General features: G+C 73.2%; 17 protein-coding genes and 1 tRNA gene. 8 read left to right on the top strand and 10 right to left on the bottom strand.

The genetic code is table 11. The features are described from left to right. Nucleotides 1-37: 37 nt before the first annotated feature. Complete coding sequence (locus FHR36_RS16795) at nt 38-1,699, bottom strand: chitinase (RefSeq protein WP_253798023.1); 1,662 nt, start codon at nt 1,697-1,699, stop codon at nt 38-40. Nucleotides 1,700-1,829: 130 nt separating this feature from the next. On the opposite strand from FHR36_RS16795, the gene FHR36_RS16790 reads away from it, so the two are divergent. Further along, nucleotides 1,830-5,129, top strand: coding sequence for a S41 family peptidase (locus FHR36_RS16790; RefSeq protein WP_380232301.1), 3,300 nt, complete (start codon nt 1,830-1,832; stop codon nt 5,127-5,129). 168 nt (nt 5,130-5,297) lie between these two features. Here the strand turns inward: FHR36_RS16790 and FHR36_RS16785 are convergent, their stop codons facing one another. After that, the gene (locus FHR36_RS16785) at nt 5,298-5,504 is read right to left on the bottom strand and encodes a hypothetical protein (RefSeq protein WP_253798021.1); all 207 of its coding nucleotides are present in this window, start codon (nt 5,502-5,504) and stop codon (nt 5,298-5,300) included. A gap of 73 nt (nt 5,505-5,577) precedes the next feature. Beyond that, the gene (locus FHR36_RS16780) at nt 5,578-5,766 is read right to left on the bottom strand and encodes a hypothetical protein (protein WP_253798020.1); all 189 of its coding nucleotides are present in this window, start codon (nt 5,764-5,766) and stop codon (nt 5,578-5,580) included. 188 nt (nt 5,767-5,954) lie between these two features. Between FHR36_RS16780 and adhE the strand changes: the two genes are divergently transcribed. Then, nucleotides 5,955-8,564: a bifunctional acetaldehyde-CoA/alcohol dehydrogenase gene (gene adhE, locus FHR36_RS16775; RefSeq protein ID WP_253798019.1), complete on the top strand. Its 2,610-nt coding sequence runs from the start codon at nt 5,955-5,957 to the stop codon at nt 8,562-8,564. 40 nt (nt 8,565-8,604) lie between these two features. Here the strand turns inward: adhE and FHR36_RS16770 are convergent, their stop codons facing one another. The 4 genes from FHR36_RS16770 to FHR36_RS16755 form a co-directional block, all read right to left on the bottom strand. Next, on the bottom strand, nt 8,605-10,656 hold the full coding sequence (locus tag FHR36_RS16770) for a phosphocholine-specific phospholipase C (RefSeq protein WP_253798018.1): 2,052 nt from the start codon (nt 10,654-10,656) through the stop codon (nt 8,605-8,607). A gap of 174 nt (nt 10,657-10,830) precedes the next feature. Further along, the gene (locus FHR36_RS16765) at nt 10,831-11,472 is read right to left on the bottom strand and encodes a pentapeptide repeat-containing protein (RefSeq protein ID WP_308199384.1); all 642 of its coding nucleotides are present in this window, start codon (nt 11,470-11,472) and stop codon (nt 10,831-10,833) included. A 97-nt stretch (nt 11,473-11,569) separates the two neighbouring features. Then, nucleotides 11,570-12,829 (bottom strand): low temperature requirement protein A, encoded by a 1,260-nt coding sequence (locus tag FHR36_RS16760; RefSeq protein ID WP_407660836.1) that lies wholly within the window; start codon nt 12,827-12,829, stop codon nt 11,570-11,572. A gap of 363 nt (nt 12,830-13,192) precedes the next feature. Continuing rightward, nucleotides 13,193-14,893: an ABC transporter family substrate-binding protein gene (locus tag FHR36_RS16755; protein WP_253798017.1), complete on the bottom strand. Its 1,701-nt coding sequence runs from the start codon at nt 14,891-14,893 to the stop codon at nt 13,193-13,195. 340 nt (nt 14,894-15,233) lie between these two features. Between FHR36_RS16755 and FHR36_RS16750 the strand changes: the two genes are divergently transcribed. The 4 genes from FHR36_RS16750 to FHR36_RS16735 all read left to right on the top strand — a co-directional run bounded on the left by FHR36_RS16750 (nt 15,234) and on the right by FHR36_RS16735 (nt 19,308). Beyond that, complete coding sequence (locus FHR36_RS16750; protein WP_253798016.1) at nt 15,234-16,217, top strand: ABC transporter permease; 984 nt, start codon at nt 15,234-15,236, stop codon at nt 16,215-16,217. 6 nt (nt 16,218-16,223) lie between these two features. Further along, nucleotides 16,224-17,126, top strand: a complete 903-nt coding sequence (locus tag FHR36_RS16745; protein ID WP_253798015.1) for an ABC transporter permease — start codon at nt 16,224-16,226, stop codon at nt 17,124-17,126. After that, nucleotides 17,123-19,138 (top strand): ABC transporter ATP-binding protein, encoded by a 2,016-nt coding sequence (locus FHR36_RS16740; protein ID WP_253798014.1) that lies wholly within the window; start codon nt 17,123-17,125, stop codon nt 19,136-19,138. The genes FHR36_RS16745 and FHR36_RS16740 overlap by 4 nt, the downstream gene beginning before the upstream one ends. 96 nt (nt 19,139-19,234) lie before the next feature. Further along, a tRNA-Lys gene (locus FHR36_RS16735) sits at nt 19,235-19,308 on the top strand. Nucleotides 19,309-19,391: 83 nt separating this feature from the next. On the opposite strand, the gene FHR36_RS16730 is transcribed toward FHR36_RS16735, so the two are convergent. From FHR36_RS16730 to FHR36_RS16720, 3 genes are read right to left on the bottom strand one after another with little or no spacing between them, the layout of a single operon-like run. Next, the gene (locus tag FHR36_RS16730) at nt 19,392-20,162 is read right to left on the bottom strand and encodes an SDR family NAD(P)-dependent oxidoreductase (RefSeq protein WP_253798013.1); all 771 of its coding nucleotides are present in this window, start codon (nt 20,160-20,162) and stop codon (nt 19,392-19,394) included. Continuing rightward, complete coding sequence (locus FHR36_RS16725; protein ID WP_253798012.1) at nt 20,159-21,154, bottom strand: NAD-dependent epimerase/dehydratase family protein; 996 nt, start codon at nt 21,152-21,154, stop codon at nt 20,159-20,161. Before FHR36_RS16725 ends, FHR36_RS16730 begins: the two co-directional genes overlap by 4 nt. Before the next feature lie 14 nt (nt 21,155-21,168). Next, a complete protein-coding gene (locus FHR36_RS16720) occupies nt 21,169-22,119 on the bottom strand; it encodes a ScbA/BarX family gamma-butyrolactone biosynthesis protein (protein ID WP_253798011.1) in 951 nt (316 codons plus the stop codon). Between the two features lie 175 nt (nt 22,120-22,294). Between FHR36_RS16720 and FHR36_RS16715 the strand changes: the two genes are divergently transcribed. Beyond that, on the top strand, nt 22,295-22,951 hold the full coding sequence (locus FHR36_RS16715; RefSeq protein ID WP_253798010.1) for a ScbR family autoregulator-binding transcription factor: 657 nt from the start codon (nt 22,295-22,297) through the stop codon (nt 22,949-22,951). Between the two features lie 213 nt (nt 22,952-23,164). Next, entirely contained in the window at nt 23,165-23,995 is an 831-nt protein-coding gene (locus FHR36_RS16710; RefSeq protein ID WP_253798009.1) for a TetR family transcriptional regulator, read from the top strand. The last annotated feature ends 67 nt before the right edge of the window (nt 23,996-24,062 follow it).

Genomic DNA, 24,062 nt, shown 5'->3' with positions numbered 1-24,062 from the left:
GCCGGCCACCGAGGGTGACCGGCCCGTGGGGCGCGGCTCAGCCGAAGTAGGAGTCGAAGTTCTTGGAGAACTCCCGGCCGCCGAAGTTGTCCCAGTTGACCGACCAGGTCATCAGGCCGCGCAGGTTCGGCTGGGCGCCGGACCGCGGGACGTAGCTGCCGCAGTTGAGGGCCTTGGTGAGGCAGTCCAGCGCCTTGTCCACCTCGGCCGGGGCGACGTAGCCGTTGCCGGCGTTGGTGGTGGCGGGCATGCCGATCGCCACCTGGGAGGGGGCGAGGGCGGGGAACATGTTGGCGGTGTTGCCCGCGACCGGGAAGCCCTTGAGCAGCATGTCGGTCATCGCGACGTGGAAGTCGGCGCCGCCCATCGAGTGGTACTGGTTGTCCAGGCCCATGATCGAGCCCGAGTTGTAGTCCTGGACGTGCAGCAGGGTCAGGTCGCCGCGCAGCGCGTAGATGACCGGCAGGTAGGCGCCGGCCCGCGGGTCCTGGCCGCCCCACGGCCCGGAGCCGTAGTACTGGTAGCCGAGCTGGACGAAGAAGGTCTCCGGGGCCATGGTCAGCACGAAGTTCGGGCCGTACTTGGCCTTGAGCGTCTTCAGTGCGGAGATCAGGTTGACGATCACCGGGGTGGTCGGGTTCTTGAAGTCGGTGTCGCCGGTGTTCAGCGACAGCGAGTGGCCCTCGAAGTCGATGTCCAGGCCGTTGAGGCCCCACTTGTCGATGATCGCGGAGACCGAGGAGACGAAGGCGTCCCGGGCGGCGGTGGTGGTCAGCTGGACCTGGCCGTTCTGGCCGCCGATCGAGATCAGCACCTTCTTGCCCTGGGCCTGCTTGGCGGCGATGGCGGCCTTGAAGTCCGCGTCCGACTCGACGCTCGGGCACTCGGAGACCGAGCAGCGGTTGAACCGGATGTCACCGGAGGTGGCCGAGGTCGGCTCGCCGAACGCCAGGTCGATCACGTCCCAGGAGTCCGGCACGTCGGCCATCCGGGTGTAGCCGGCGCCGTTGGCGAAGCTGGCGTGCAGGTAGCCGACCAGGGCGTGGGTGGGCAGTCCGCCGCCGGGCGGCGGGCCGGTCGGCGACGGCGAGGTGGAGCCGGACGGGGACGGGCTCGCGCTGGTCGAGGGCGACGCCGAGGCCGACGGGCTGGTCGATGCGGACGGCGACGGCGACGGCGACGGCGAGGGGGAGCCGCCGGGCCCGTCCAGCGAGACGTCGTCCGCGTAGTAGGTGCCCTGGCCGTACCAGCCGTGGGTGTAGACGGTGGCGCTGGTCTGGCTCGCGCCGGTGGTGAAGGCGACGCTGAGCTTCTGGTACGCGCCACCGGTGCCGGGCGTCCAGGTCGAGGTGCCGCCGTCGACGCCGAGGTAGACGTACGAGCCCTTCAGGTAGACGCTGAGGGTGTACGTGGTGTTGGGGAGGACGGTGACGGTCTGGCTGCACTGCGCGCTGTCACTGGCGGACGCCGCGCCCGCCAGGGCGTAGCTGCCGGTGTGCGCCTGGCCGGTGACGACCGAGCCGGTGGCGCCGGTGCAGCTCCAGGGGCCGAGGGAGCCGCTCTCGAAACCGCCGTTGACCAGCTGTTCCGTCGCCGTGGCCGAGGAAGCCAGGCCGAAGCTGAGGGCGACGGCGCCGGCCGCTGCGACGGCCCATGCGGTGCCGGCGGCGATCAGCCTTCTCTTTCGGGGAGTGCGCATGTGGGGATGCTCCTGCCTCGCGAGGTGGGGGACGTCCGGGGCCGGGTGGGGTCGGCCGGGGGCGCGCCACCGCACCGGCACGCACCTCGATTGGACTGGACCACTGAACCGAAGTCGCGACCGGGTGTCAATGGTCGGCGGGGACGGGCGACTTGCCGAGCCGTCCCCCGCCGGGCCGCTCCCGGTTGCCCGCCGTGCCGGGCCGCCGAACCATGGAGGGGTGCCCGGATACCTGCGCTACCCCCACCTGCGCGGCGGCCTGCTGGTCTTCACCGCCGAGGACGACGTCTGGGCCGCGCCGCTGGCCGAGGACGCCACCGTGGGCCGGGCCTGGCGGATCAGCTGCGACCGCACCCGGGTCAGCCACCCCCGGCTCTCCCCCGACGGCGCCACCATCGCCTGGACCAGCTGGTCCGCGCTCACCCCCGAGGTCTTCACCGCCCCGGCGGCCGGCGGCGAGTCGGTGCGCCTCAGCTACTGGGGCAGCCACGACACCCGGGTGCGCGGCTGGCTGCCCAACGGCGAGGTGCTGGCCGTCACCTCGTACCACGAGCCGTTCGCCCACTACACCTGGGCCTGGGAGCTTCCCCCGGACGGGGCGCCGCCGCGCCGGCTGCCCTGGGGACCGGTCTCCGACGCCCAGGTCGGCGCCGGCCACACCGTGCTGCTGACCGCGGCCGCCCCGCACGAGCCGGCCGCCTGGAAGCGCTACCGGGGCGGCGCCACCGGCCGGCTCTGGCTCGACCACGACCAGCTGCTGCCCGGCCACCGCGGGCACCTGGCCTCCCCGCTGCCGGTCGGCGGCCCCGACCACCCGCGGATCGCCTTCCTCTCCGACCACGAGGGCGTCGGCAACCTCTACTCGGTCGCCCCCGACGGCACCGACCTGCGCCGTCACACCGACCACGCCACGTACTACGCCCGCGAGGCCGCCACCGACGGCACCCGGATCGTCTACCAGCACGCCGGCGACCTCTGGCTGCTGGACGGCCTCGACGCCCCCGGGCCGCGCCGGCTGGAGGTGCCGCTCGGCGGCGCCCGGGCCGGCCGCCGCCCGTACCAGGTCTCCGCCGCCAACAACGTCAAGGACCTGACCTGCGACGCCACCGGCCGCGCCGGGGTGATCAACGTCCGCGGCAGCCTCTACTGGCTCACCCACCGGGACGGCCCGGCCCGGGTGCTCGCCGACACCCCCGGTGTCCGCTGCCGGCTGCCCGTCACCCTCGGCTACACCGGCCAGGTCGCCTGGGTGACCGACGCCGAGGGCGAGGACGCCGTCGAACTGGCCACCCTGCCCGCCCGGGACGGCGCCGAGGCGAAGCCGCACCGGATCGCCGCCGGCCGGCTCGGCCGGGTCCTCGAACTCGCCGCCTCCCCCGACGGCCGGTGGCTCGCCGCCGCCGCCTCCGACGGGCGGCTGCTGCTGGTGCAGGCCGCCGACGGCGAGGTCACCGAGCTGGCCGCCTCCCCGTACGGACCGGTCTCCAGCCCCGCCTTCTCCCCCGACTCCCAGTGGCTCACCTGGTCGCAGCCGGTGGCCGGCCGCTCGCTGCGCTCCATCCAGCTGGCCCGGGTGGACGCGCCGGAGCGGGCGATCAACGTCACCGACGGCCGGTTCGAGGACGAGCACCCCGTGTTCACCCGGGACGGCCGGTTCCTGGTCTTCCTCTCCTGGCGCGGCTTCGACCCGGTGCACGACGTGCACACCGGCGACATGTCCTTCCCGCTCGGCTGCCGCCCGTACCTCGTCCCGCTCGCCGCCGACACCCCGTCCCCGTTCGCCGCCCCCGCCGAGGGCCGCCCACCGGTCGGCCTCGACCCGGACGAGGCGACCGGCGACGGCACCGTCCGGGTGGACGAACGCGGCCTCACCAAGCGCCTCGTCCCCTTCCCGGTGATCGCCTCCAAGTACTCCGCCACCGCCGCCGTGCGCGGCGGTGTGGTCTGGCTGCGCTGGCCGATCTCCGGCGCGCTCGGCCAGACCTTCGCCAACCCGGAGGAGACCTCGGGCCGCCCCGCCCTGGAGTTCTTCGACCTCGCCCGCGGCAAACGCACCACCCTGGTCGACCAGTTGGACGGCTTCGCGGTCTCCGGCGACGGCTCGGTGATCTCCGTCTTCTCCGCCGGCACCCTCAAACTCCACCCGCTGGCCGCCCCCGGCGCCCCGCTCCCGGTCGACCTGCGCCGGATCACCCACACCGTCCACCCCGCCGCGGAGTGGCGGCAGTCCTACCACGAGGCCGCCCGGATCGTCCGCGACCAGTTCTGGGACGCCGCCATGTGCGGCCTCGACTGGCCCGAACTCGTCGCCCAGTACGAGCCCCTGCTCGACCGGATCGCCGGCCCCGACGACTTCGCCGACCTGCTGCGCGAACTCCTCGGCGAACTCGGCACCTCGCACGCCTACGTCACCGCGTCCCGCCGCGGCGAGGGCCCCGCCATCGCCCAGCAGCCGCTCGGCCTGCTCGGCGCCACCGCCCACCGCTCCCCCGACGGCCGCTGGCTGGTCGACCGGATCCTGCCCGGCGAGTCCTCCGACCCCAGGGCCCGCGCGCCACTCGCCGGCTACGGCATCGAGGGCGGCGACGAACTCCTCGCCGTCGACGGCCGCCCGCCCGACCCCGTCCGCGGCCCCACCCCGCTGCTGGCCGGCACCGGGGGCACCACCGTCGAACTCACCCTCCGCTCGGGCGACCGGGTCCGCCGGATCGCCGTCACCCCGCTCACCGACGAACGGCCCATCCGCTACCAGGACTGGGTCGCCAAACGCCGCAAACTGGTACGGGAGTTCAGCAACGGCGTCTGCGGGTACCTGCACATCCCCGACCTCGGCGGCTCCGGCTGGGCCCAGTTCAACCGCGACCTGCGACGCGAACTCGACCGCCCCGCACTGGTGTTGGACGTCCGCGGCAACGCCGGCGGAAACGTCTCCGAACTCGTCCTGGAGAAACTCGCCCGCCGCGTCCTCGCCTGGGACTTCACCCGCGGCCGGCAGCCCGTCCGCTGGCCCCGCGACGCCCCCCGCGGGCCCGTGGTGGCTCTCGCCGACCACGCCACCAGCTCGGACGGAGACGTGATCATCGGCGCCATCAAGGCACTCGGGCTCGGCCCCGTGCTCGGCACCCGCACCTGGGGCGGCGTGGTCGGCATGGCCGGCCGCCACGCCCTCGGCGACGGGACCCAGATCTCCGTCCCCAAGACCGCCTCCTGGTTCACCGGCGGCGTCGGCTTCTCCGTCGAGAACCACGGCGTCGACCCCGACGTCGAGGTCATCCGCAGCCCCCACGACTGGGCCCGCGGCGAACACACCGAACTCACCGCCGCCGTCCGCCTCGCCCTCGAACTCCTCGCCGCCCACCCCGCCGCCGAACCACCCCGTACCGACACCCCCCGCCCCAACCTCCGCCGCCCGCCCCTGCCCCCACGCTGAATGCTCTGCGAGGCAACGGGTCGGGCTCACCACAGGGGCGCGAGGAACTGCGCGACCAGCCATCCACTGCGGATAGTGCATGGCCGGTCGCGCAGTTCTCCCCCAGCCTTCGGCCGGGAGGTGCCCCCACGCGCCCCTGATTGTGGTTGCGCTCCCTGATCGGAAGCCTCAGTCCCAGGGGTCGCCCTCCGCGGTCATGTCCTCCGCGGCCTGGCGGTCCTGCTCGGTCATCCGGGCGTCGGTCTCGGCGTCCTGGCGGGCCCGTTCGGTCCGGTCGCTGTAGGCGTCGGCGGCCTCGTCGTGGGCCAGTGCCGCGCGATCGGCCGGGACGGCCGTCTCGTGGGACTTGTGGCGGAACCTGTCGAAGATGCCCATGTCTCCTCCTCGGGTGGGCCTTCCTCAGTTGTCACACTACGCCGCCCCCCGTGCCACCGGGGCACGGCGACGGTCACCAGGGGCCCTCGGTCTCCTCCGGGGCGTTCTCGGCGGTCTCCGGGCCCGGCTGCGCCGCGTCCGGGGCGTCGTCGCGGGCCTTCTCCGCGTCCTGCTCGCTCTCCGGAACCTTGTTGCTCAGCGCCGACTTGGCCTGGTCCATCAGTTCGTGGGCCTTGCCCTTGAACTGGTCCGACTTGCCCATGTCTCCTCCTCGGATCGGTGGGCGGCGGGCACCGGCGGCCCGACCCCGACCAATGTGGCACCGGTCGTACGCACCCGCACCTCGGACACCCGCCCTCACCCGAACGGCGGACCGCAGCCCGCGCGGGGCCGTCGTCGCGGCGGAGGCTGGTGCCGTCAGCAGTCCCCGTTCTCCGAGGTGAGCGAGCGATGGCGGAGCAGCAAGCGGGCCCGGTCGAGGCGGCGGCCGCCGTCGACGCGTTGGTGCGGGGCGGCCTGCGGGCCCTGCAGGAGTACGGCGGCTTCACGCAGGAGAAGGTCGACCACGTCGTGCGGAAGGCGTCGCTGGCGGCGCTGGCGGCGCACAGCCGGTTGGCGCGGCTGGCGGTCGAGGAGACCGGGCGCGGGGTGTTCGAGGACAAGGCGGCGCTGAATGTCTTCGCCTGTGAGCACGTCACCCATGCGATGGCGCGGATGCGGACGGTCGGGGTGGTCCGCCGGGACGAGGTGGACGGGGTGGTGGAGATCGCCGAGCCGGTGGGGGTGGTCGCGGCGGTCGTTCCGGACACCGACGCGACGGCGACCACCGTCTTCATGGCGCTGATCGCGCTGAAGACCCGCAATCCGGTCGTGTTCGCGTTCCATCCCGCTGCCCGGCGCTGTTCGGTGGAGGCGGCCCGGATCGTCCGGGACGCGGCGATCGCGGCCGGCGCGCCGGCGCACTGCGTCCAGTGGATCGACCGGCCGTCCGAGGAGGCCACCGGCGTGCTGGCGCGGCACGGGGGCGTGGCGGCGGTGCTGGCGGCGGGCGACGCGGCGACGGTCCTGGCGGCGTACGGCTGCGGCAAGCCGGTGCTGGGCAGCGGGCCCGGCAACGTCCCGGCGTACGTGGAGCGGACCGCCGATGTGGAGCGGGCGGTGAACGACGTGGTGCTGTCGCGGTCGTTCGACCACGGCACGGCGGCCGCCGCCGAGCAGACGGTGATCCTGGACCGGGAGGTCCACGGGGCGGCGCTGGCCGAGTTCGGCCGGCTGCGGGCGCACGTGGCGAGCGCCGAGGAGAAGGCGCTGCTGGAGCGGTACCTCTTCCCGGACGGGGGCGACGCCGGGGAGCCGAACCCGGAGGCGGTGGGCCGCTCGGCGGCGCGGGTCGCGGCGGCGGCGGGCTTCGAGGTGCCGGCCGACACCTCGGTGATCCTGGTGGAGGTGGCGTCGGTCGGCGCGCAGGAGCCGCTGACCCGGCGCAAGCCGTGCCCGGTGCTGGCGGTGCTGCGGGCGGAGGGCCGCGCGCACGGGCTGCGGCTGGCGGCGCAGGTGGTGGAGTTCCACGGGCTCGGCCACTCGGCGGCGGTGCACACCGAGGACGCGGCGTTCGCCGAGGAGTTCGGCCACGCGGTGCGGGCGTGCCGGATCATCTGGAACGCGCCGAGCGCGCAGGGTGCGGTGGGCGGCATCTACACGGCGTTCCCGCCCTCGCTGGCGCTCGGCTGCGGCAGCGCGGGCGGCACGTCGGTGTCCGGGAACGTCTCGGTGCCGGATCTGCTCACCGTCAAGCGGGTGGGGCGGCGCACGACCGATCTGCAGTGCTTCCGGGTGCCGCCGTGGATCGTCTTCGAGCGGGGCGCGCTCCGTCACCTGGCCGAGATGCCCGGGCTGCGGCGGGTCGTCGTGGTCACCGACCGGACGATGGTGGAGATCGGGCACCTGGAGCGGGTCCGGGCGATGCTGCTGCGCCGGGCCGAGCCGGTCGAGGTGCGGGTGGTGGACACGGTGGAGCCGGAGCCGTCGATCGAGACGGTGGAGCGGGGCGCCGAACTGATGCGCGGTTTCCGGCCGGACACCGTCGTGGCGCTGGGCGGCGGCTCCACGATGGGCGCGGCCAAGGTGATGTGGCTGATGTACGAGCATCCGGAGGTCGAACCGGCCGACCTGGCGGAGAAGTTCCTCGACCTGCGCCGGCGGGCCGTGACCGTGCCGGACCTCGGTGCCCGGGCCCGCCTGGTGTGCGTCCCTACCACCTCGGGCAGCGGCGGCGAGGTCACCCCGTTCGCCGTGGTCACCGACGCCGAAACCGGGCGCCGGTACCCGCTGGCGGACCACGCGCTGACCCCGAGCGCGGCGCTGGTCGACCCGGCACTGACCGCCGACCTGCCGCCGGAGGTCACCGCCGACTCCGGCTTCGACGCGCTGGTCCACTGCGTCGAGGCGTATGTGTCCGTCTACGCCAACGACTTCACCGACGGGCTGGCGATGCAGGGGATCCGGCTGGTCTTCGAGAACCTGGCGGACGCGGTGGCGGACGGCCCGGGGAATCCGGTCGCCCGGGAGCGGATGCACAACGCCGGCACCATCGCGGGGATGGCGTTCGGCTCCGCGTTCCTCGGTGCGGTGCACGCGATGGCGCACCCGGTGGGCGCCGCCTTCCACCTGCCGCACGGCCGTACCGCGGCGCTGCTGCTGCCGCACGTGATCCGCTGGAACGGCGCGGCGCCGGCCAAGGTCACCAGCTGGCCCAAGTACCGCAGGTACGTGGCTCCCGAGCGGCTCCGGCGGATCGCCGGGATGCTCGGACTGCCGGCCGGCACGCCGGAGCAGGGGGTGGAGTCGCTGGCCGAGGCGGTCGAGGAGCTGCGCGAGCGGGTCGGCATCCCGGCCTCCTTCAAGGCGGCCGGGGTGGACGAGGCCGGCTTCCTGGCGGCCCTCCCGGACCTCGCCCTGCGGGCGTTCGAGGACCAGTGCGCCCCGGCCAACCCGCGGCTGCCGATGGTCGACGACCTGCGGGAGCTGATGCGGCTGGCCTACTACGGCGAGCAGGCGTGATCCCGGGCCGGTGGGGGTCGGCCCGGGATCCGCGGCCAGGTCAGCCGCTGACGCTGGCGGAGCCGTTCTCCAGGTGGCCGGTGAAGCGCTGCGACCAGGAGGCGTCGGAGCTGACGGTGACGGTGAAGTCGTACCAGCCGTTGGCGTAGGCGACCTGGTTGAAGTAGTCGCTCGCCGAGCCGCCGGCCGGCACCGTGTAGGTCCACGGGCCGTCGGTGCGGTAGGCGTTGGGCGTGACGGTGAAGGTCACCGCGGCGGCGCCGTTGTTGACGAGCTTGAACCAGAGCGCGAGCTTGCCGGTGTCCGGGGCGGCGGCGTAGGAGGCGGTGACGGCGACGTCCTTGCCCGCCTTGGTCGCGTCGCCCTTGAAGCGGCGCAGGAAGCGGTTGGGGCCGACCACGCTCAGGTCGTACGGGCCGCCTCCGAAGTTGGTGCCGCAGTTGAAGAAGTCGCTGGTGTTGGTGCCCGGGTCGAGGGTGTACTGCCACGGGCCGCCGCTGCGGTAGGCGTTGGCGTACGCGGCGAAGTGGCTGGTGGCGGTGCCCAGGTTGTCCATCCGGATCCAGACCTTCATCACCCCGCCGGAGCCGAACTCCAGGTGGTCGAGGTTGGCCGAGGGCTGGTAGGGCAGGGCGCGGGCCGGGCGGGTGCCGGCCTCCTGGAGCGGGAGCTTGTTGTCGACCGGGGCCGGGTTGGGCAGCGGGCCGCACGCGGACAGGCCGATGGTCTGCGAGGTGTCGGGCAGCGCCGGCAGGCCGTAGACGGGGTTGGCGAAGTCGAACATGCCGGTCAGGTCGCCGCAGACCCGGCGGCGCCAGTCGCTGATGTTGACGCAGTTCGCGGGCTTGCCGAGGGCGGTGGTCCACTTCTCCAGGAAGCGCAGCACGGAGGTGTGGTCGGAGACCTCGGAGCTGACCCAGCCGCCGCGGGTCCACGGCGAGACGGCGATCATCGGGACGCGGAAGCCCAGGCCGATGTTGGTGCCGTTGCAGAACTCGCCGGGGGTGCCGGCCGGGGCGGCCGGCGGCGGGACGTGGTCGAAGAAGCCGTCGTTCTCGTCGTAGTTGATGAACAGGATGGACGAGTTGAAGACGTTCGGGTCGGCGTTGAGCGCGTCGATCACGTTGTGGACGAAGTGCGCGCCGTCGGCCGGGGTGGCGTACGGGTGCTCCGAGGACGCCTGGTCGGGGACGATCCAGGAGACCTGCGGCAGGGTGCCGGCCAGCACGTCGGCCTTGATCGCGGCGACGATGTCGTCCGGGGTCTTCCCGGTCACCTTCGGGACCGAGCCCATGCCCTTGACCGCGAGCGGGCTGCCCGCCGGCGCCGAACTGAACTGGCTGAAGTAGGCGAGCGCGTTGTCACCGTAGTTGTCGGCCGCGTTCTGGTAGACCTTCCAGCTCACGCCGGCGTTCTCCAGCGCCTCGGCGTAGGTCTGCCACTTCAGGCCGCTCTCGTCGCCGCCGTCGTACGCCGGGCCGCCCGCGGCACCGGCCGGGTCGATCTGGCCGGACCAGTGGTAGGTGCGGTTCGGGCCGGTCGCGCTGATCACCGAGCAGTGGTACGCGTCGTTGACGGTCCAGTTGTCCGCCAGCGCGTAGTGGAACGGGATGTCCTGGCGGGTCAGGAAGCCCATGGTGCGGACGTTGCCCTTGGCGGCGACCCAGGAGTCCATCTTCCCGCTGTTCCACGCCTTGTGCTGGTCGGACCAGCCGTGCGACAGGTCGCCGTTGCACTGGGCCAGGCGCTCGGGGTCGGCGCCACCGGCCGGCTTGGTCATGCTGAACTGCCACGGGTACTGCCGGCCCGTGCCGTTGGGCTGGTTGAACACGCTGTAGCCGCCGGCGATCTGGATCGCACTGCGGTCCGCGAAGCCGCGCACACCCTTCAGCGTGCCGAAGTAGTGGTCGAAGCTGCGGTTCTCCTGCATCAGGATCACGATGTGCTTGGCGTCCGTGATCGTGCCGGTGGTGCCGAGCGCGGCCGCGGCGGCCGGTGCGGTACCGGCCGCGGCACCCGCCCCCGCCACCGCCGCACCTGCGGCGGCGCTCGCCGAGAGCGCCATGAACTTCCTACGACTGAGAGCAGCCATCCGACCCGTCCGTCCCTTCGACCCGGTGGTGATGTTGTGCACACAGCTTGTGTCCACGTCATCGAACGCCGAGCATCTTCACGCAGGTCGGGGCGGTTGGCCATGACTTTGCAGCAAGGGTTGTTGGACTGTTCACCCGCTCCTCGCCGAGCGGCGCCGGGATGAACGGCGGGGTCAGCGGTCCTTCACATCGATCCCCAGCGACGCCGCCAACTGCGGTGCCAGGTCAAGCAGTTGCGTCGAGGAGATGACCGCGCCGCGCAGCCCCCGCTGGATGTCCAGCAGCTCCAGCCGGACGGCCCCGCGCAGGTCCACCTGCTTCAGCTGCGCACCCCCGAGCCGGACCTCCTCCAGGGTCGACCCGGGGAAGGACACATCGGTCAGCCTGGCCTCGCCGCCGAAGTCCACGTCGCGCAGCAGACAGTCCTCGAACACCACGTCGCGCAGCACCGCCCCGCGCAGGTTGACCGACTCCAGCTTGCACTGCCGGAACACCACCCGGCGCAGCGCCGACCCGTACGCGGAGATGCCCGCCAGGACGGTGCCCAGCACCTGGCTGTCCTGCCACTCGCTCTCCGCGAGGTCGCACGCGACCCAGCGGCCGGCGTTGATCCACACCTCGTTGAAGCCCGCCTGGCGGAGCTTGGCGCCGTCCAGTCGGGTGCCGCTGAAGGCGCACTCCAGGAAGTGGGCACCGTTCGCGGGGTCGGAGGAGAGCGTGCCGTCGAAGTGCACGGTGTCGTAGCGGGCGTCGCGGCGGAGCGGGCCGGTGTGGGGCTGGAGGAGGTGGGCGTAGGGGAGGTCTTCGAGCTGCACGGTTGCACTCCGGAGGTTACCGATGGGGCGGGGGGAACTGCGCGCAGCGGAAGGCTACGGGTCCGCAGTGACTGGGCGCGCAGTCCCTCGCGCCCCCTCAGTGGCTGGCCTTTGCTGCCAGGGTGGTCCCCGTGGCGACGGTCGCGGCGATGACCAGGCCGGCGGCCAGGACGCCGTGCCCGCCGAGGGCGGTGCAGGCGGCGACGGCGGCCGCGGAGAGGGGGAGGACGGCCTGGGCGGCGCCCTGCTTGACGTGGCGGGAGTGCAGGGCCCAGACGGTGAGCAGGTAGAGGGCGGCGGGCAGGGTGACCGCGGCGGTGGCGGCGTACGCGGAGATGTGGGCCTTGCCGACGGCGTACTCGATGGCGACCTCCAGGCCGGCGCCGACGGCGGCGGCGGAGCCGAGGACCAGGTAGTGGCCGTAGCCCCAGAGGAAGGCCTGCCGGTTGGAGCGCAGGTGGTGGTGGACGGGCTCGGCGAAGTAGATCCACCAGGCGCCGAAGCAGATCAGCAGGCCGCCGGCGGCGATCGGCATCAGTTCGCCGAGCGCCTCGTGCTCGTCCATCGCGGTCTGCATCGCCACGGTCGCGGCGGCGACGGTCTCGCCGAGCACGATGATGGTGAACAGCCCGTACCGCTCGGCGATGTGGTGCGGGTGCCAGGTGGACTGGGTGTGCGCCTCGGCGATGGGCGGGACGGCGAGTTCGGCCAGGATGAGGACGGGGATCAGGTACGGCCGGACGTCGTGCGGGACGAACAGGAGGAGGGTCCAGCCGAGCTGGCAGACGGTGATGCCGACGGCGTAGCGCAACGCCATGGTGCGGGTTCCGCCGCTCTCGCAGCGGGCGGCGCGCAGCCACTGGGTGACCATGGCGAGGCGCATCAGCAGGTAGCCGCAGACGGCCAGGGTGAGGTCCTCGTCGAACATGCGCGGCACGCCGGCGGCGAGGACGAGGACGCCGGAGATCTGGACCAGGGTGGTGAGCCGGTAGGGGACGTCGTCCACGTCGTACGCGGAGGCGAACCAGGTGAAGTTCATCCAGGCCCACCAGATGGCGAAGAAGACGAGGACGTAGCCGTAGAGGCCGTGGCCGGGGTGGCCGCCGGCGAGGGCGTGGGCGAGTTCCCGGCCGGCCTGGGCGACGGCGACGACGAAGCAGAGGTCGAAGAACAGCTCCAGCGGGGTGGCCACCCGGTGGGCCTCGTCGCGGCTGCGGGCGCGCATCGGCCGGACCGGTCGGCGGTCGACGGCGTGCGGGTCCGCGGCGTGCGGGTCGGCGGCGTGCGGGTGGTGGGCCTGCGAATCGTTCGGCCGCGGGTCGGGGCCCTGCGGGTCGGGGCGGGCTGCGCTGGTCATCGGGTCGCCTTCGGCCGGGAGTTGGTCACCGCGATCCTGGCACGGTGGACGTCCCGGGAGCGGGTTCGCACACCACGCCGAGCGGCCCGGTTACACCCGTTGTGAGTAAGCGTCAGGCACCGTTGACGGTGGAGTGCGCGAACCGGGTGACAGCTCGGCCGCGCCCGCGCAGGTTGTCCCGTCCGCCCCGATCCGCCCGATAGATTCCCCTCCGAAGTGGAACGACGACACGGGCGGTCTGCGGGCAACGCGGAAGGTCAAGGACGATGGCGCGGACACGGGGGCGGGATCTCCGCAGCCCCCGTGTCCGTACGCCTGAACTCCTCGTGATCACCGCGCTGCTCGCCAGTGCCGCCTGCTGTTCTACTTCTCCCAGCCCACCTTGGTGATGTCGGTGTCGGCCAGGCTGCCGGCGCCGTAGTTGGCCAGGCCCTTGCGGACGGCGACGATGCTGGGGCGCTGGTAGAGCTCCACGGTGTGGCCGAGCTCCCAGATCCGGACGTCTGCCTGGTTGTAGAGCTTGGCGGCCTCGGCGGGGTCGAGGGTGGCGGCGGCCTTGCGCAGCAGCGAGTCGATCTCCGGCGTGGACAGCCGGGAGAAGTTGCCGAACACGTTGTCGCCCTGCGGGGCGCGGTAGTTGGCCACGCCCTTGGAGAGCGGGAAGGACCCGGTGTTGCGCCAGCTGGCGAGGTCGAACTTGCCCTCGTTGACGTACTTGGTGAAGTACTCCTTGCTGGGCACCTTGTCGACGGTGAGCTTCACGCCGACCTGCTGGAGCATGTTCTGGACGGCGGTGGCCATGTCGAGCTGGGCCTGGGTCGAGCCGTCGCTGACCACGAAGTGCAGTTCGAGCGACTGGCCGTCCTTGGTGCGCGGCTGGCCGGCCGCGGCCTCCTTCCAGCCCGCCTTGTCCAGCAGCGACTTGGCGGCGGCCGGGTCGAACTTCACCCAGTCCCCGGCGTTGTCCTGGTAGCCGGTCTGGTTGGTCATGAACAGGTGGTTGCCGAGCGGCTTGAACTCGACCGGCACTCCCTGGTTGACGATCTTGATCAGCGCAGCCCGGTCGAGGGCCTTGCCGAGCGCCTGGCGGACCGACTGGTCGGCGAGGGCGCCGCTGCCACCGAAGGAGATGTGCACCTCGTCCCACGGGGTGCCGGTGCGGATCACCCCGTCCTTGGCGTCCTTGAGCTGCCCGTACGCCGAGGCGGAGCCGGCGCTCGCGTAGTCGACCTCGTTGTTGAGGAAGGCCTGGGTGATCGCGGGGCTGGCCAGCACCCGGTAGGTGATTTTGTCCAGCTTGGGCTTCGGACCCCACCAGTCGGGGTTGGGGACCAGGGTGATGGTCTGCGCGGCCTTGTCCAGGGTGCCGGGCTTGAACGGGCCGCCCCAGATCGGGATCTTCTCCACCCAGCCGTCGTTGAAGGCGTCCGGGGTGGCGAGTCCGGCCGCCGGCAGCAGCGGGTTGAACAGGTTCTGCCAGTCCGCGTACGGCTCGCTGAAGGTGACCTTGACCTCGGTCGGGTCGGCGCCCTGCTCGACGTTTGAGATCTGCTCGTAGCCGGAGGAGTCGGAGAGGTTGTACGCGCTGTTCTTCCCGTTCGACGCCTCCCAGACCGCCTTGAAGTCCTGGTAGCCCAGCGGCTTGCCGTCCGACCACTTGGCCTTGGGGTTGAGCTTGTAGGTGACCACCTGCGGCGAGGTGGAGGTGACCTCGGCCGACTGCAGGTACTCGGGCACCGCGTGGAAGACGCCCTTGGCGTCGCTGCGGAACAGCTTCGCCTCGACGTAGCCCATGATCTCGACCGCGTCGCCGTAGGTGCCGTCGACCTGGTACGGGTTCCACTGGGTGATCCACTGCTGCAGCGGCGGCCGGAACTCGCCGCCGTCCTTGATCTTCTCCAGCGGCTGGGGGTTGCTGTCCTCGGCGTCCTGGGTGGGCACGACGTTCTTGGCGACGTCGCCCGAGCCTCCGGACCCGCTGCTGCACGCGGTGGCGGCGAGCGCCACGGCGAGGGCGGCGGCCGCGGCACGGCCCAGTCTGCGGGTGGTCGTCGAACGGCTCATGAGGGATTCCCCCGAGGGTGTCGAAGCGGGCGGACGGCCGACAGGTGTGACGGCTCTTGATCGTGGGCACTCAAGTGGTGGCCACGCCAGCAGAACGTAACAGCGGATCAAGTCCCCGACCAGATGCCGGTGTTCACTTCTGATCGAAACGAAACGGGAGGACACGCCACCGCAACATCCCGTCATCACCCTGCTGCAAGACTCCGACCTGCGACTTCACCCGACCTCACCCGACCGGTGGGGAAGCGGGCCGTCGCCGACCCCGAACGGGGCCGTGCGCGCAACTGCTCCGACCACCCCCCGAGCGAAGGCGAACGACCATGTCCCACAGGTGTGCGAAGTGATCGGCTATCTGGCCAGACGGCTGGGGTACTACGCCGTCCTGCTGGTGGTCGCGGTCTTCCTGGCGTACGCGCTCGCCTCGGCCGCGCTCGGCCCGCGGACCTACTTCGAGGCCAAGCAGCCCCGCCCGTCCGCCGCCGCGGTGGACCGGCAGCTGACCGCGCTCAACATCAACGACCGCACCCCGGTCACGACGCGCTTCGGCGTCTGGGCCGAGGACCTGGTGCTCCACGGCGACCTCGGCCGGACCATCCACGACACCTCGGTCAACGAGGAGTTCGGCCGCCGGATCTGGGTCTCGCTGCGGCTGCTGCTGGTCGGCAGCCTGCTCGGCATGGCGCTGGGCGTGGCGGGCGGCGCCTGGAGCGCCGTCAAGCAGTACCGGCTCCCCGACCGGGCGCTGACGATCCTCTCCTTCGTGCTGCTCTCCATGCCCGTCTTCCTGGTCGCGCTGTTCCTGAAGAACGGCGCCATCGCCGCCAAGGACGCGACCGGCCGGGAGGTGATCCCGTTCGTCGGGTACGAGACCCCCGGGCTGGCCGGCGGCGTCGGCGCCCACCTGGCCGACTGGGGGCTGCACCTGCTGCTGCCCACCCTGGCCCTCGCCCTCGGCGGGCTCGCCACCTACAGCCGCTACCAGCGCTCCACCATGCTCGACGTGCTCGGCTCGGACTACCTGCGCACCGCCGAGGCCAAGGGCCTGACCCGCAACCGGGCGCTGCTCAAGCACGGCCTGCGCACCGCGGTCATCCCGATGTCGACCATGTTCGCCTACAACTTCCTGGCGCTGTTCACCGGCGCGGCCTTCACCGAGACCATCTTCGCCTGGCACGGCATGGGCGAGTGGTTCATCCAGGCGATCAACGAGCAGGACGTCAACGCCGTGGTCGCGGTCAACCTCTTCGCCGCCGTGACGGTGCTCGCCGCCGGATTCCTGGCGGACGCCCTGCACGCCGCCCTCGACCCACGAGTCAGGTACTGATCGCCGATGACCGCCGTCCTGGACACCGCCCCGGCCGAGCCGAAGTCCCCCGCCGCACCCGGCCGCGGCCGACTGGTGCTGACCCGGCTGCTCGCCGCCCGCGGCGCGACGGCGGGCGCCGTGATCGTGCTGCTGCTCTTCCTGCTGGCCTTCGCCGGGCCGTACCTGACCCCGTGGGACTACGCCACGCCGAACTACACGGCGATCCGGCAACCCCCGTCCGCCGAGCACTGGTTCGGCACCAACGGGATCGGCCAGGACGTGTTCGCGCAGACCGTCCGCGGACTGCAGAAGTCGCTGGTCATCGGCCTGCTGGTGGCGCTGCTCTCCACCCTGCTGGCCGGGCTGGTCGGCGCCTGCGCCGGATACTTCGGCGGCTGGGCCGACCGGGCGCTGATGTTCCTGGTCGACCTGCTGCTGATCTTCCCCAGCTTCCTGATCATCGCGATCGTCTCGCCCAAGCTGAAGGGCGCCGGCTGGCTGGCCTTCGTACTGCTGCTGGCCCTGTTCAACTGGATGATCACCGCGCGGGTGGTCCGGTCCATGACGCTCTCCCTGCGCGAGCGCGAATTCGTGCGCGCCGCACGGTACATGGGCGTGGCCCCGTTCCGGATCATCCTGCGGCACATCCTGCCGAACGTCTCCTCCTTCCTGATCATCGACGCCACGGTGACGGTCGGCGGCGCGGTGATGAGCGAGACCGCGCTCTCCTACTTCGGCTTCGGCGTCCGCCCGCCCGACGTCTCGCTCGGCACCCTGCTGGCCGCCGGCACCGACCAGGCACCGGTCTTCCCCTGGCTGTTCTACTTCGCCGCCGGCCTGCTGGTGCTCTTCGTCCTCGCCATCAACCTGATCGGCGACGGCCTGCGCGACGCCCTCGACCCCACCTCCGACCGGAGCACCCCGTGAGCGCCTCCCTGCTCGAGGTCAGCGACCTCACCGTCGACTTCGGCGCCGTCCCCGCCGTCCGCGGCGTCGACCTGGCCGTCCGGCGCGGCGAGACCCTCGGCATCGTCGGCGAGTCCGGCTCCGGCAAGTCGGTCACCGCGCTGGCCGTCCTCGGCCTGCTGCCGCGCGCCGCCGCCGTCGGCGGCTCGGTCCGGCTCGACGGCCGCGAACTGGTCGGCCTGCCCGACAAGGAGCTGGCCCGGATCCGCGGCAGCCGCATCGCCATGGTCTTCCAGGACCCGCTCTCCGCCTTCACCCCCGTCTACCGGATCGGCGACCAGATCGTCGAGGCGCTGCGGATCCACCGCCCGCAGGGCCGCGCCGCCGCCCGCCGGCGCGCCGCCGAACTGCTCGACCTGGTCGGCATCCCCGCCCCCGAACGCGCCCTCGACAGCTTCCCGCACGAGTTCTCCGGCGGTATGCGCCAGCGCGCGATGATCGCCATGGCGATCGCCAACGACCCCGACATCCTGCTCGCCGACGAACCCACCACCGCGCTGGACGTCACCATCCAGGCCCAGGTCCTCGACGTGCTCCGCACCGCCCAGCGGGAGACCGGCGCCGCCCTGGTGCTGGTCAGCCACGACCTCGGGGTGATCGCCGGGATGGCCGACCGGGTCGCCGTGATGTACGCGGGACGGGTGGTGGAGACCGCCCCGGTGGACGAGCTGTTCGCCCGCCCCCGGCACCCGTACACCCTCGGCCTGATCGGCGCGGTGCCCCGGCTCGACGGACGGGGCGGGCCGCTGGTCCCGATCCCCGGCACCCCGCCGGCCCCGGGCACGGTGACCGGTTGCCCGTTCGCCGCCCGCTGCCCGCTGGTGGAGGACCGCTGCCGCACCGCCGAACCCGCGCTGACCGGCGACGACGGACACCTCGCCGCCTGCGTACGCGCCGGGGAACTGGCCGCCCGCGCACCCCGGCCCGAGGAGGTCTACCCCGTGCCGCCGGTGCCGCCCGCCGGGCGACCCGGCGAGGAGATCCTGCGGGTCACCGGCCTGGTCAAGACCTTCCCGGTGCTCAAGGGCACCGTCTTCAAGCGCCGGGTCGGCACCGTGCACGCGGTGGACGGCGTCGACCTCGCGATCCGGCGCGGCGAGACCCTCGGGCTCGTCGGCGAGTCCGGCTCCGGCAAGTCCACCACCCTGTACGAGCTGCTCGCCCTGACCCGCCCCGAGGCCGGCCGGATCGACCTGCTCGGCCGCGACACCGCCGGGCTCGACCGGGCCGGCACGCGCGAACTGCGCCGGGCGGTCCAGATCGTCTTCCAGGACCCGATGGCCTCGCTCGACCCGCGGATGCCGGTCGGCGACATCATCGCCGAACCCCTGCGCGCCCAGGCCGCCCCGCGCGCGCAGATCGACCGGCGGATCCCCCAACTGCTGCGCCAGGTCGGACTGGAGCCCGCGCACGCGAGCCGCTACCCGCACCAGTTCTCCGGCGGCCAGCGCCAGCGGATCTCCATCGCCCGGGCACTCGCCGTCGAACCGGAGCTGCTGGTCCTGGACGAACCGGTCTCCGCCCTGGACGTCTCCATTCAGGCCGGCGTGCTCAACCTGCTCCAGCGGCTCAAGGCCGAGCTGGGCCTGGCGTACCTCTTCGTCTCGCACGACCTCTCGGTGATCCGCCACCTGGCCGACCGGGTCAGCGTCATGTACCTCGGCCACACCGTCGAGGCGGGCACGGTCGAGTCGGTCTTCGAAAGCCCCCGGCACCCGTACACCCGGGCGCTGCTGTCCGCCGTCCCGCTGCCCGACCCGGTCGCCGAACGGGCCCGCACCCGGATCCTGCTGGCCGGCGACCCGCCCTCGCCCCGCGAACGCCCCAGCGGCTGTCCGTTCCGGGCCCGCTGCCAGGTCCACGCGCTGCTCGACGACGCACGCCGGGCCCGCTGCGAGCAGGAGGTCCCGCTCCCGCAGGCCGCCGCGCCCGGCGTGGACCACCTCGCCGCCTGCCACTACCCGGACGCGTGAGCCACGCGGCATTCCGGCCGGCCGGAACCGTTCGTGACCGGGCGGCCACGATTCGGCGGATCGGCCGGGCCCGTGTAATGTTCTCCGGGTCAGCAGGCGCCGCTAGCTCAGTTGGTTAGAGCAGCTGACTCTTAATCAGCGGGTCCGGGGTTCGAGTCCCTGGCGGCGCACAGACAGGTCGAAGGCCCCTCGCGGAAGCGAGGGGCCTTCGCCGTTGCGGCGCCTTCGCCGTTGCGGGGTGCACCGGGTGTGCTCAGAGCGCCGTGAAGCCGCCGTCGACCGGGACGGTCGCGCCGGTGAGGAACGAGGACCGGTCGCTGCACAGCCAGGCGGCCGCCTCGGCGATCTCGGCCGGTTCGGCGGTCCTCGGCTGCGGGGTGGCCCGGTGCAGCGCCTCCTCCGCGCCCGGGTTGGCGGCGAACCAGGCGGTGACCATCTCGGTCCGGGTGGTGCCCGGCGCGATGGCGTTGACCCGGATCCCGTGCGGACCGTACTCCGCGGCCGCCGCCTTGGTCAGGCCGATCACGGCGTGCTTGGACGCCACGTACGGCGCCGCCACCGGCGTCGCCACCAGGCCGCCGACGCTGCTGGTGTTGACGATCGCCCCGCCGCCGGCGGCCAGCATCGCGGCCAGCTCCGGGCGGAGGAAGTTCCACACCCCGCGGAGGTTGGTGTCCAGGATCGCGTCGTAGACCTCGTCGGACATCAGGTGCAGCGGTGTGCGGCCCACCCCGTGGCCGGCGTTGTTGAACGCGGCGTCCAGCCGGCCGTAGCGGTCCAGGGCGAGGTCGACCACCGCCCGGGCGGCGGCCGGATCCGCGACGTCCGCCGGGCGGACGGCGACCTCGGCGCCGCTCCGGCGCAGCCGCTCGGCCAGTGCGTCGAGGCGGTCCGCGCGGCGGGCGGTGATCACCAGCCGGGCGCCCTCCCGGGCGAACACCTCGGCGGCCGCCGCGCCGATCCCGCTGCTGGCACCGGTAATGAGGGCGACCTTGCCGGTGAGAAGTCCGGAGGGGCTGGTCATCGAGCTCCTTGGGAGGCGGGGGTGGGCGCGGCGTCGGCCGCCAGGGCGGCGGTGTACCAGGGTGCGTGCGCCGGGAAGCGGGCGGTGAGGCCGGGCGCCGGGGGGAGGCCGAGGCGGCGGCGGAGGTCGTCCACGGCGAACCAGCGGTCGGTGGTGGTGAGGTGGAGCGCGACCTCGGCGCCGGGGTCGCCGGCCAGCGCGGCCCGGGCGGTGGCGAGGTCGGTGGCGGCGCGGTGCGGGACCAGTCCGGCGTGCTCGGCCAGCGCCGCCACGACGGTGGCGCAGAGGACCGGCTCCGGCTCGCCGACCAGGTACGCCCCGGGCAGCGGTTCGGGGGCGAGGGCGGCGGCGAGCGCGAGTTCGGCGAGGTCGCCGGCCTCGACCACGGTCAGCCGGGCGGACCAGCCGTCCGGGTCAGCGGTGAGCCGGCGGTGCAGGCGGGCGAGCCCGGGGGCGAACCAGCGGTCGCCTGTCCCGTACACCAGGTTGGGCCGCAGGACGGTGCCGCCCGCGGCGAGGACGTGGCGTTCGGCGGCGGCCCGGGTCCGGCTGGTCGGTGAGGCGGGGTCGAGCGGGAGCTCGGTGGTCCGTTCGCCGCGGAAGGGGCCGCGGCCGTGGACGGCTGCGGTGCTGAGGTATCCGATCCGGCGGACGCGGTGGCGGCGGGCGTCGTCGACCAGGGCCGCGGTGCCCCGGTCGTTGACGGCCGCCATCGCCGCTTCGTCGCCGCCGACCAGCGAGGCGCAGTGCAGCAGGACGTCGACGTCCCGACAGAGGCCGTCGAGCGTGGCGGGGTCGGCGAGGTCGGCGGGTACGTACTCGACCGGGCCGGGGACGGCCGAGCCCGGGTCGGCCGGGCCTGGGACGGTGTGGCCGCCGGCCGGTGGCGGGGTGCGGACGGCGAGCCGCAGGCGGGCGTCGGGGATCCGCCGGGCGGCCGCCAGCACGTGGCGTCCGAGGAAGCCGGTGGAGCCGGTGATCAGGATGCGCATGCCTCGATGCCCCGTCAGACCAGTGCCGTGATGGTGACGTCGAGGACCTCGCGGCCGTCCTGCCGGCCGCGGACGCGGACCCGGCCGGTGCCGGGGTGCTCGGCCGGGAGGCGTTCGGCCTCGATGCGGCAGGGCTGGTCGAACTCGACGTACCGGTGGAAGGCGCTGGCGACGGCGACCGGGACGAAGTCCGGGGAGGAGAGGGTGGCGAAGGCGGCCTGGCGGGCCGCTTCGAGCAGGACCATGCCGGGGACGTGGTCGCCCGGGTGGTCGAAGAGGACCGGGTGGAGCGGGTCGAACCGCAGTAACCAGGCACCGGGGTCGGGGGCCGGCCCGAGGACCACGTCACAGGGGCGGATCCGGCCGACGTTCGGGGCCGGGACCGGCTCGGCGGGGACGGCGGACGGGACGGCGGACGCCCGGGCGCCGCGGAGTCTGCGGTAGACCTCGGGAGTGGTGCAGGTGAAGCGGGCGGACCCGGTGGCGACCGTGGCCCCGCCGCGGTGGAGCACGGCCTCGTAGTGCAGTGCGCTGAGCCGCCCGGCCCGGCGGCCGATCTCGGTGCAGGTGATGTCCAGGTCGAGGTCGGCGGGGGCGGCGCCGACCGCCAACTGTTCGGCGTCGGCGGTCAGGTTGAGGTCCCACATCAGGAAGTGGTGGCCGAGCGGGACGTCGAACTCGGCGTGCGCGAGCAGCGCGCCGGTCTGACGTATCGTCTCCGCGGCCAGCATCGGGTCGTGCCGGGCGCCGCTGAGCGGGGTGAAGTAGCTGTGGCCGCGCGGCCATTGGGCGCGGACCCGGAAGGTGCGCTCGCTCCGCCGGCGCCAGCCGGTGAGCAGCACCTCGGCGACGGCGGCGCGGTGGACGAACTCCCTGGGCACAGTGGTGGTCAGCCAGGACGGACGGATCGCCTCATCGATGTGCGAGGCGACCGGGTGGAGGCTCGAAACGGTGGTCTGAGACACGGTTCCCCCTTGTCGCGTGCAGTGCGCAACTCTGGCCCGAAAAAGATACGGCATGTACGGTTTGGTTTTCCAGAGGAAAAATCTCCCTGGCGAACCGCTTCGGCCACGGGTCTGGCGGGAACACCACGCCCCCGGTCGGGCACCATGTGACTGGACGAAAGGACGGGCCCCCCACGTGGCACAACAGGAACGGGCGATCCGCACCCGGCAGGCGATCCTGAGGGCGGCCGCCGCGGTCTTCGACGAGTACGGGTACGAGGCCGCCACCATCGCGGAGATCCTCGCGCGGGCCGAGGTCACCAAGGGCGCGCTGTACTTCCACTTCGACTCCAAGGAGAAGCTGGCCCGGGGCGTGCTGGCGGCGCAGGTGCCGCAGGGCGCGGTGCTGCCTCAGCCGTTCAAGCTGCAGGAGCTGGTGGACGTCACGATGGCGGTCGCCCACCGGCTGCCGGGCGACCCGCTGCTGCGCGGCGGTGTCCGGCTCGCGGTCGAGCAGGCGGGCCAGGGCGCGCTCGGCGACGGCCCGTTCGCCGACTGGGTGGAGCTGTGTACCGGCCTGCTCGTCGAGGCCAAGGCCCAGGGCGAGGTGCTGCCGCACGTGGAGCCGGCGGCCACCGCCGAGCTGGTGGTCGGCGCGTGGACCGGGATCCAGCTGCTCTCCCAGGCGCTGACCCGGCGGGCCGACCTGGAGCGGCGGATCGCCGCGTTCTGGGCCCAGGTGCTGCCGGGGATCGCCGTCCCCGGGGTGCTGCCGCACCTGGCGATCACGGAGCACCGCGGCGCCGAGGTGGTGACCGCCTACGAGCGGGCCACCACGGTCCGGCTGGTCTGAACCCCCGCGGGCTGCCCTCCCGGTACACGGCGGGCAGCCCGGGTTCCAACGCTGATCCACGGGCCTTGGCGTCCGAAATACAAACCAACCAAGCGGTTTGTTTCTTTCACGTTCACACACTCGGAGCCAGAATGACATCCGGCGCCGGTCGCGGACGTCCATCGGTATGTTTTCGCTGGCCCGGGAGGCGCCATGGTGAGGCAGGAACGGGCCGTGCGGACACGACTGGCCCTGATCGGGGCGGCCGGCGACTGTTTCGACCGGTACGGCTACGAGGCGACCTCGCTGAGCCTGGTCAGCGAGGTCGCCGGGGTGACCAAGGGCGCGCTGTCCTTCCACTTCAGCTCCAAGGCCGACCTGGCGGACGCCGTCGAGGGGCGCGCGTTCACCGCCGCCCGGGCCGCCGTGGGCTCCATCGGCCGCTCCGGCGCACCCGCGCTGCAGGGCGTGATCGACCTGACCCACGCGCTCGGCCGCCAACTGGACGGCGACCCGGTGGCCCGCGCCGGACTGCGGCTCGCCCGCGAGCGCGCCCGCGAGCCGGAACCGGCCGGACGGTGGGAGCGGGCCGAACGGTGGGAGCCGCCCCGCGGACCGCAGGACGCCCGGTGGCAGGAGCCGCGGCGGGACCAGGTCCCGTGGCAGGGGCAGGCCCACCGGATCGGGGCCGCCCCGGACCGGCCCGGCCCCGATCCGGGGCGGCCGCACCCCGTCCGCCCGCCCATGCCGGACTGGCACAGCGCCTGGGAGCCGACGGTCCGCATCCTGCTGCGCGAGGCCCGCTCGGACCGCAGCCTGCGCCCGGAGGTCGCGGCCCCCGCGGCCGAGACCCTGGTGGAATACCTGCTGCTCGGTTCCGAGTACGCGGCGCGGCGGCCCGGCCGCGGCGGCCCCGGTGGCCACAGCGGCCCCGGTGGCACCAGCGGGCCCGACGGCAACGGCGGCCGCTCCGAGGGAATGACCCGGGTCTGGCGGCTGGTGCTGCCCGCACTGACGCCCGCCCGGATGCTGCCGAAGCTGCGCGCCGAGGGCACGCCCGGCTGATTCTGCGCCGCCCCGCGACACCCGGCAAGGCCTTCAACTCCCTTGCCGCACCTGCCTACCGTGGCGT

This window comes from Kitasatospora cinereorecta (assembly GCF_024172095.1).
In the GTDB taxonomy this organism is placed as follows: Bacteria; Actinomycetota; Actinomycetes; order Streptomycetales; family Streptomycetaceae; genus Kitasatospora; species Kitasatospora cinereorecta.
This window is presented reverse-complemented; position numbering and strand designations above follow the sequence as displayed.

Bases quoted from the DNA above. Each gene is read 5' to 3' on its own strand.
- FHR36_RS16795 (WP_253798023.1), bottom strand. From the start codon at position 1,699: ATGCGCACTCCCCGAAAGAGAAGGCTGATCGCCGCCGGCACCGCATGG.
- FHR36_RS16790 (WP_380232301.1), top strand. From the start codon at position 1,830: ATGGTCGGCGGGGACGGGCGACTTGCCGAGCCGTCCCCCGCCGGGCCG.
- FHR36_RS16785 (WP_253798021.1), bottom strand. From the start codon at position 5,504: ATGGGCATCTTCGACAGGTTCCGCCACAAGTCCCACGAGACGGCCGTC.
- FHR36_RS16780 (WP_253798020.1), bottom strand. From the start codon at position 5,766: ATGGGCAAGTCGGACCAGTTCAAGGGCAAGGCCCACGAACTGATGGAC.
- adhE (WP_253798019.1), top strand. From the start codon at position 5,955: ATGGCGGAGCAGCAAGCGGGCCCGGTCGAGGCGGCGGCCGCCGTCGAC.
- FHR36_RS16770 (WP_253798018.1), bottom strand. From the start codon at position 10,656: ATGGCTGCTCTCAGTCGTAGGAAGTTCATGGCGCTCTCGGCGAGCGCC.
- FHR36_RS16760 (WP_407660836.1), bottom strand. From the start codon at position 12,829: ATGACCAGCGCAGCCCGCCCCGACCCGCAGGGCCCCGACCCGCGGCCG.
- FHR36_RS16755 (WP_253798017.1), bottom strand. From the start codon at position 14,893: ATGAGCCGTTCGACGACCACCCGCAGACTGGGCCGTGCCGCGGCCGCC.
- FHR36_RS16745 (WP_253798015.1), top strand. From the start codon at position 16,224: ATGACCGCCGTCCTGGACACCGCCCCGGCCGAGCCGAAGTCCCCCGCC.
- FHR36_RS16730 (WP_253798013.1), bottom strand. From the start codon at position 20,162: ATGACCAGCCCCTCCGGACTTCTCACCGGCAAGGTCGCCCTCATTACC.
- FHR36_RS16725 (WP_253798012.1), bottom strand. From the start codon at position 21,154: ATGCGCATCCTGATCACCGGCTCCACCGGCTTCCTCGGACGCCACGTG.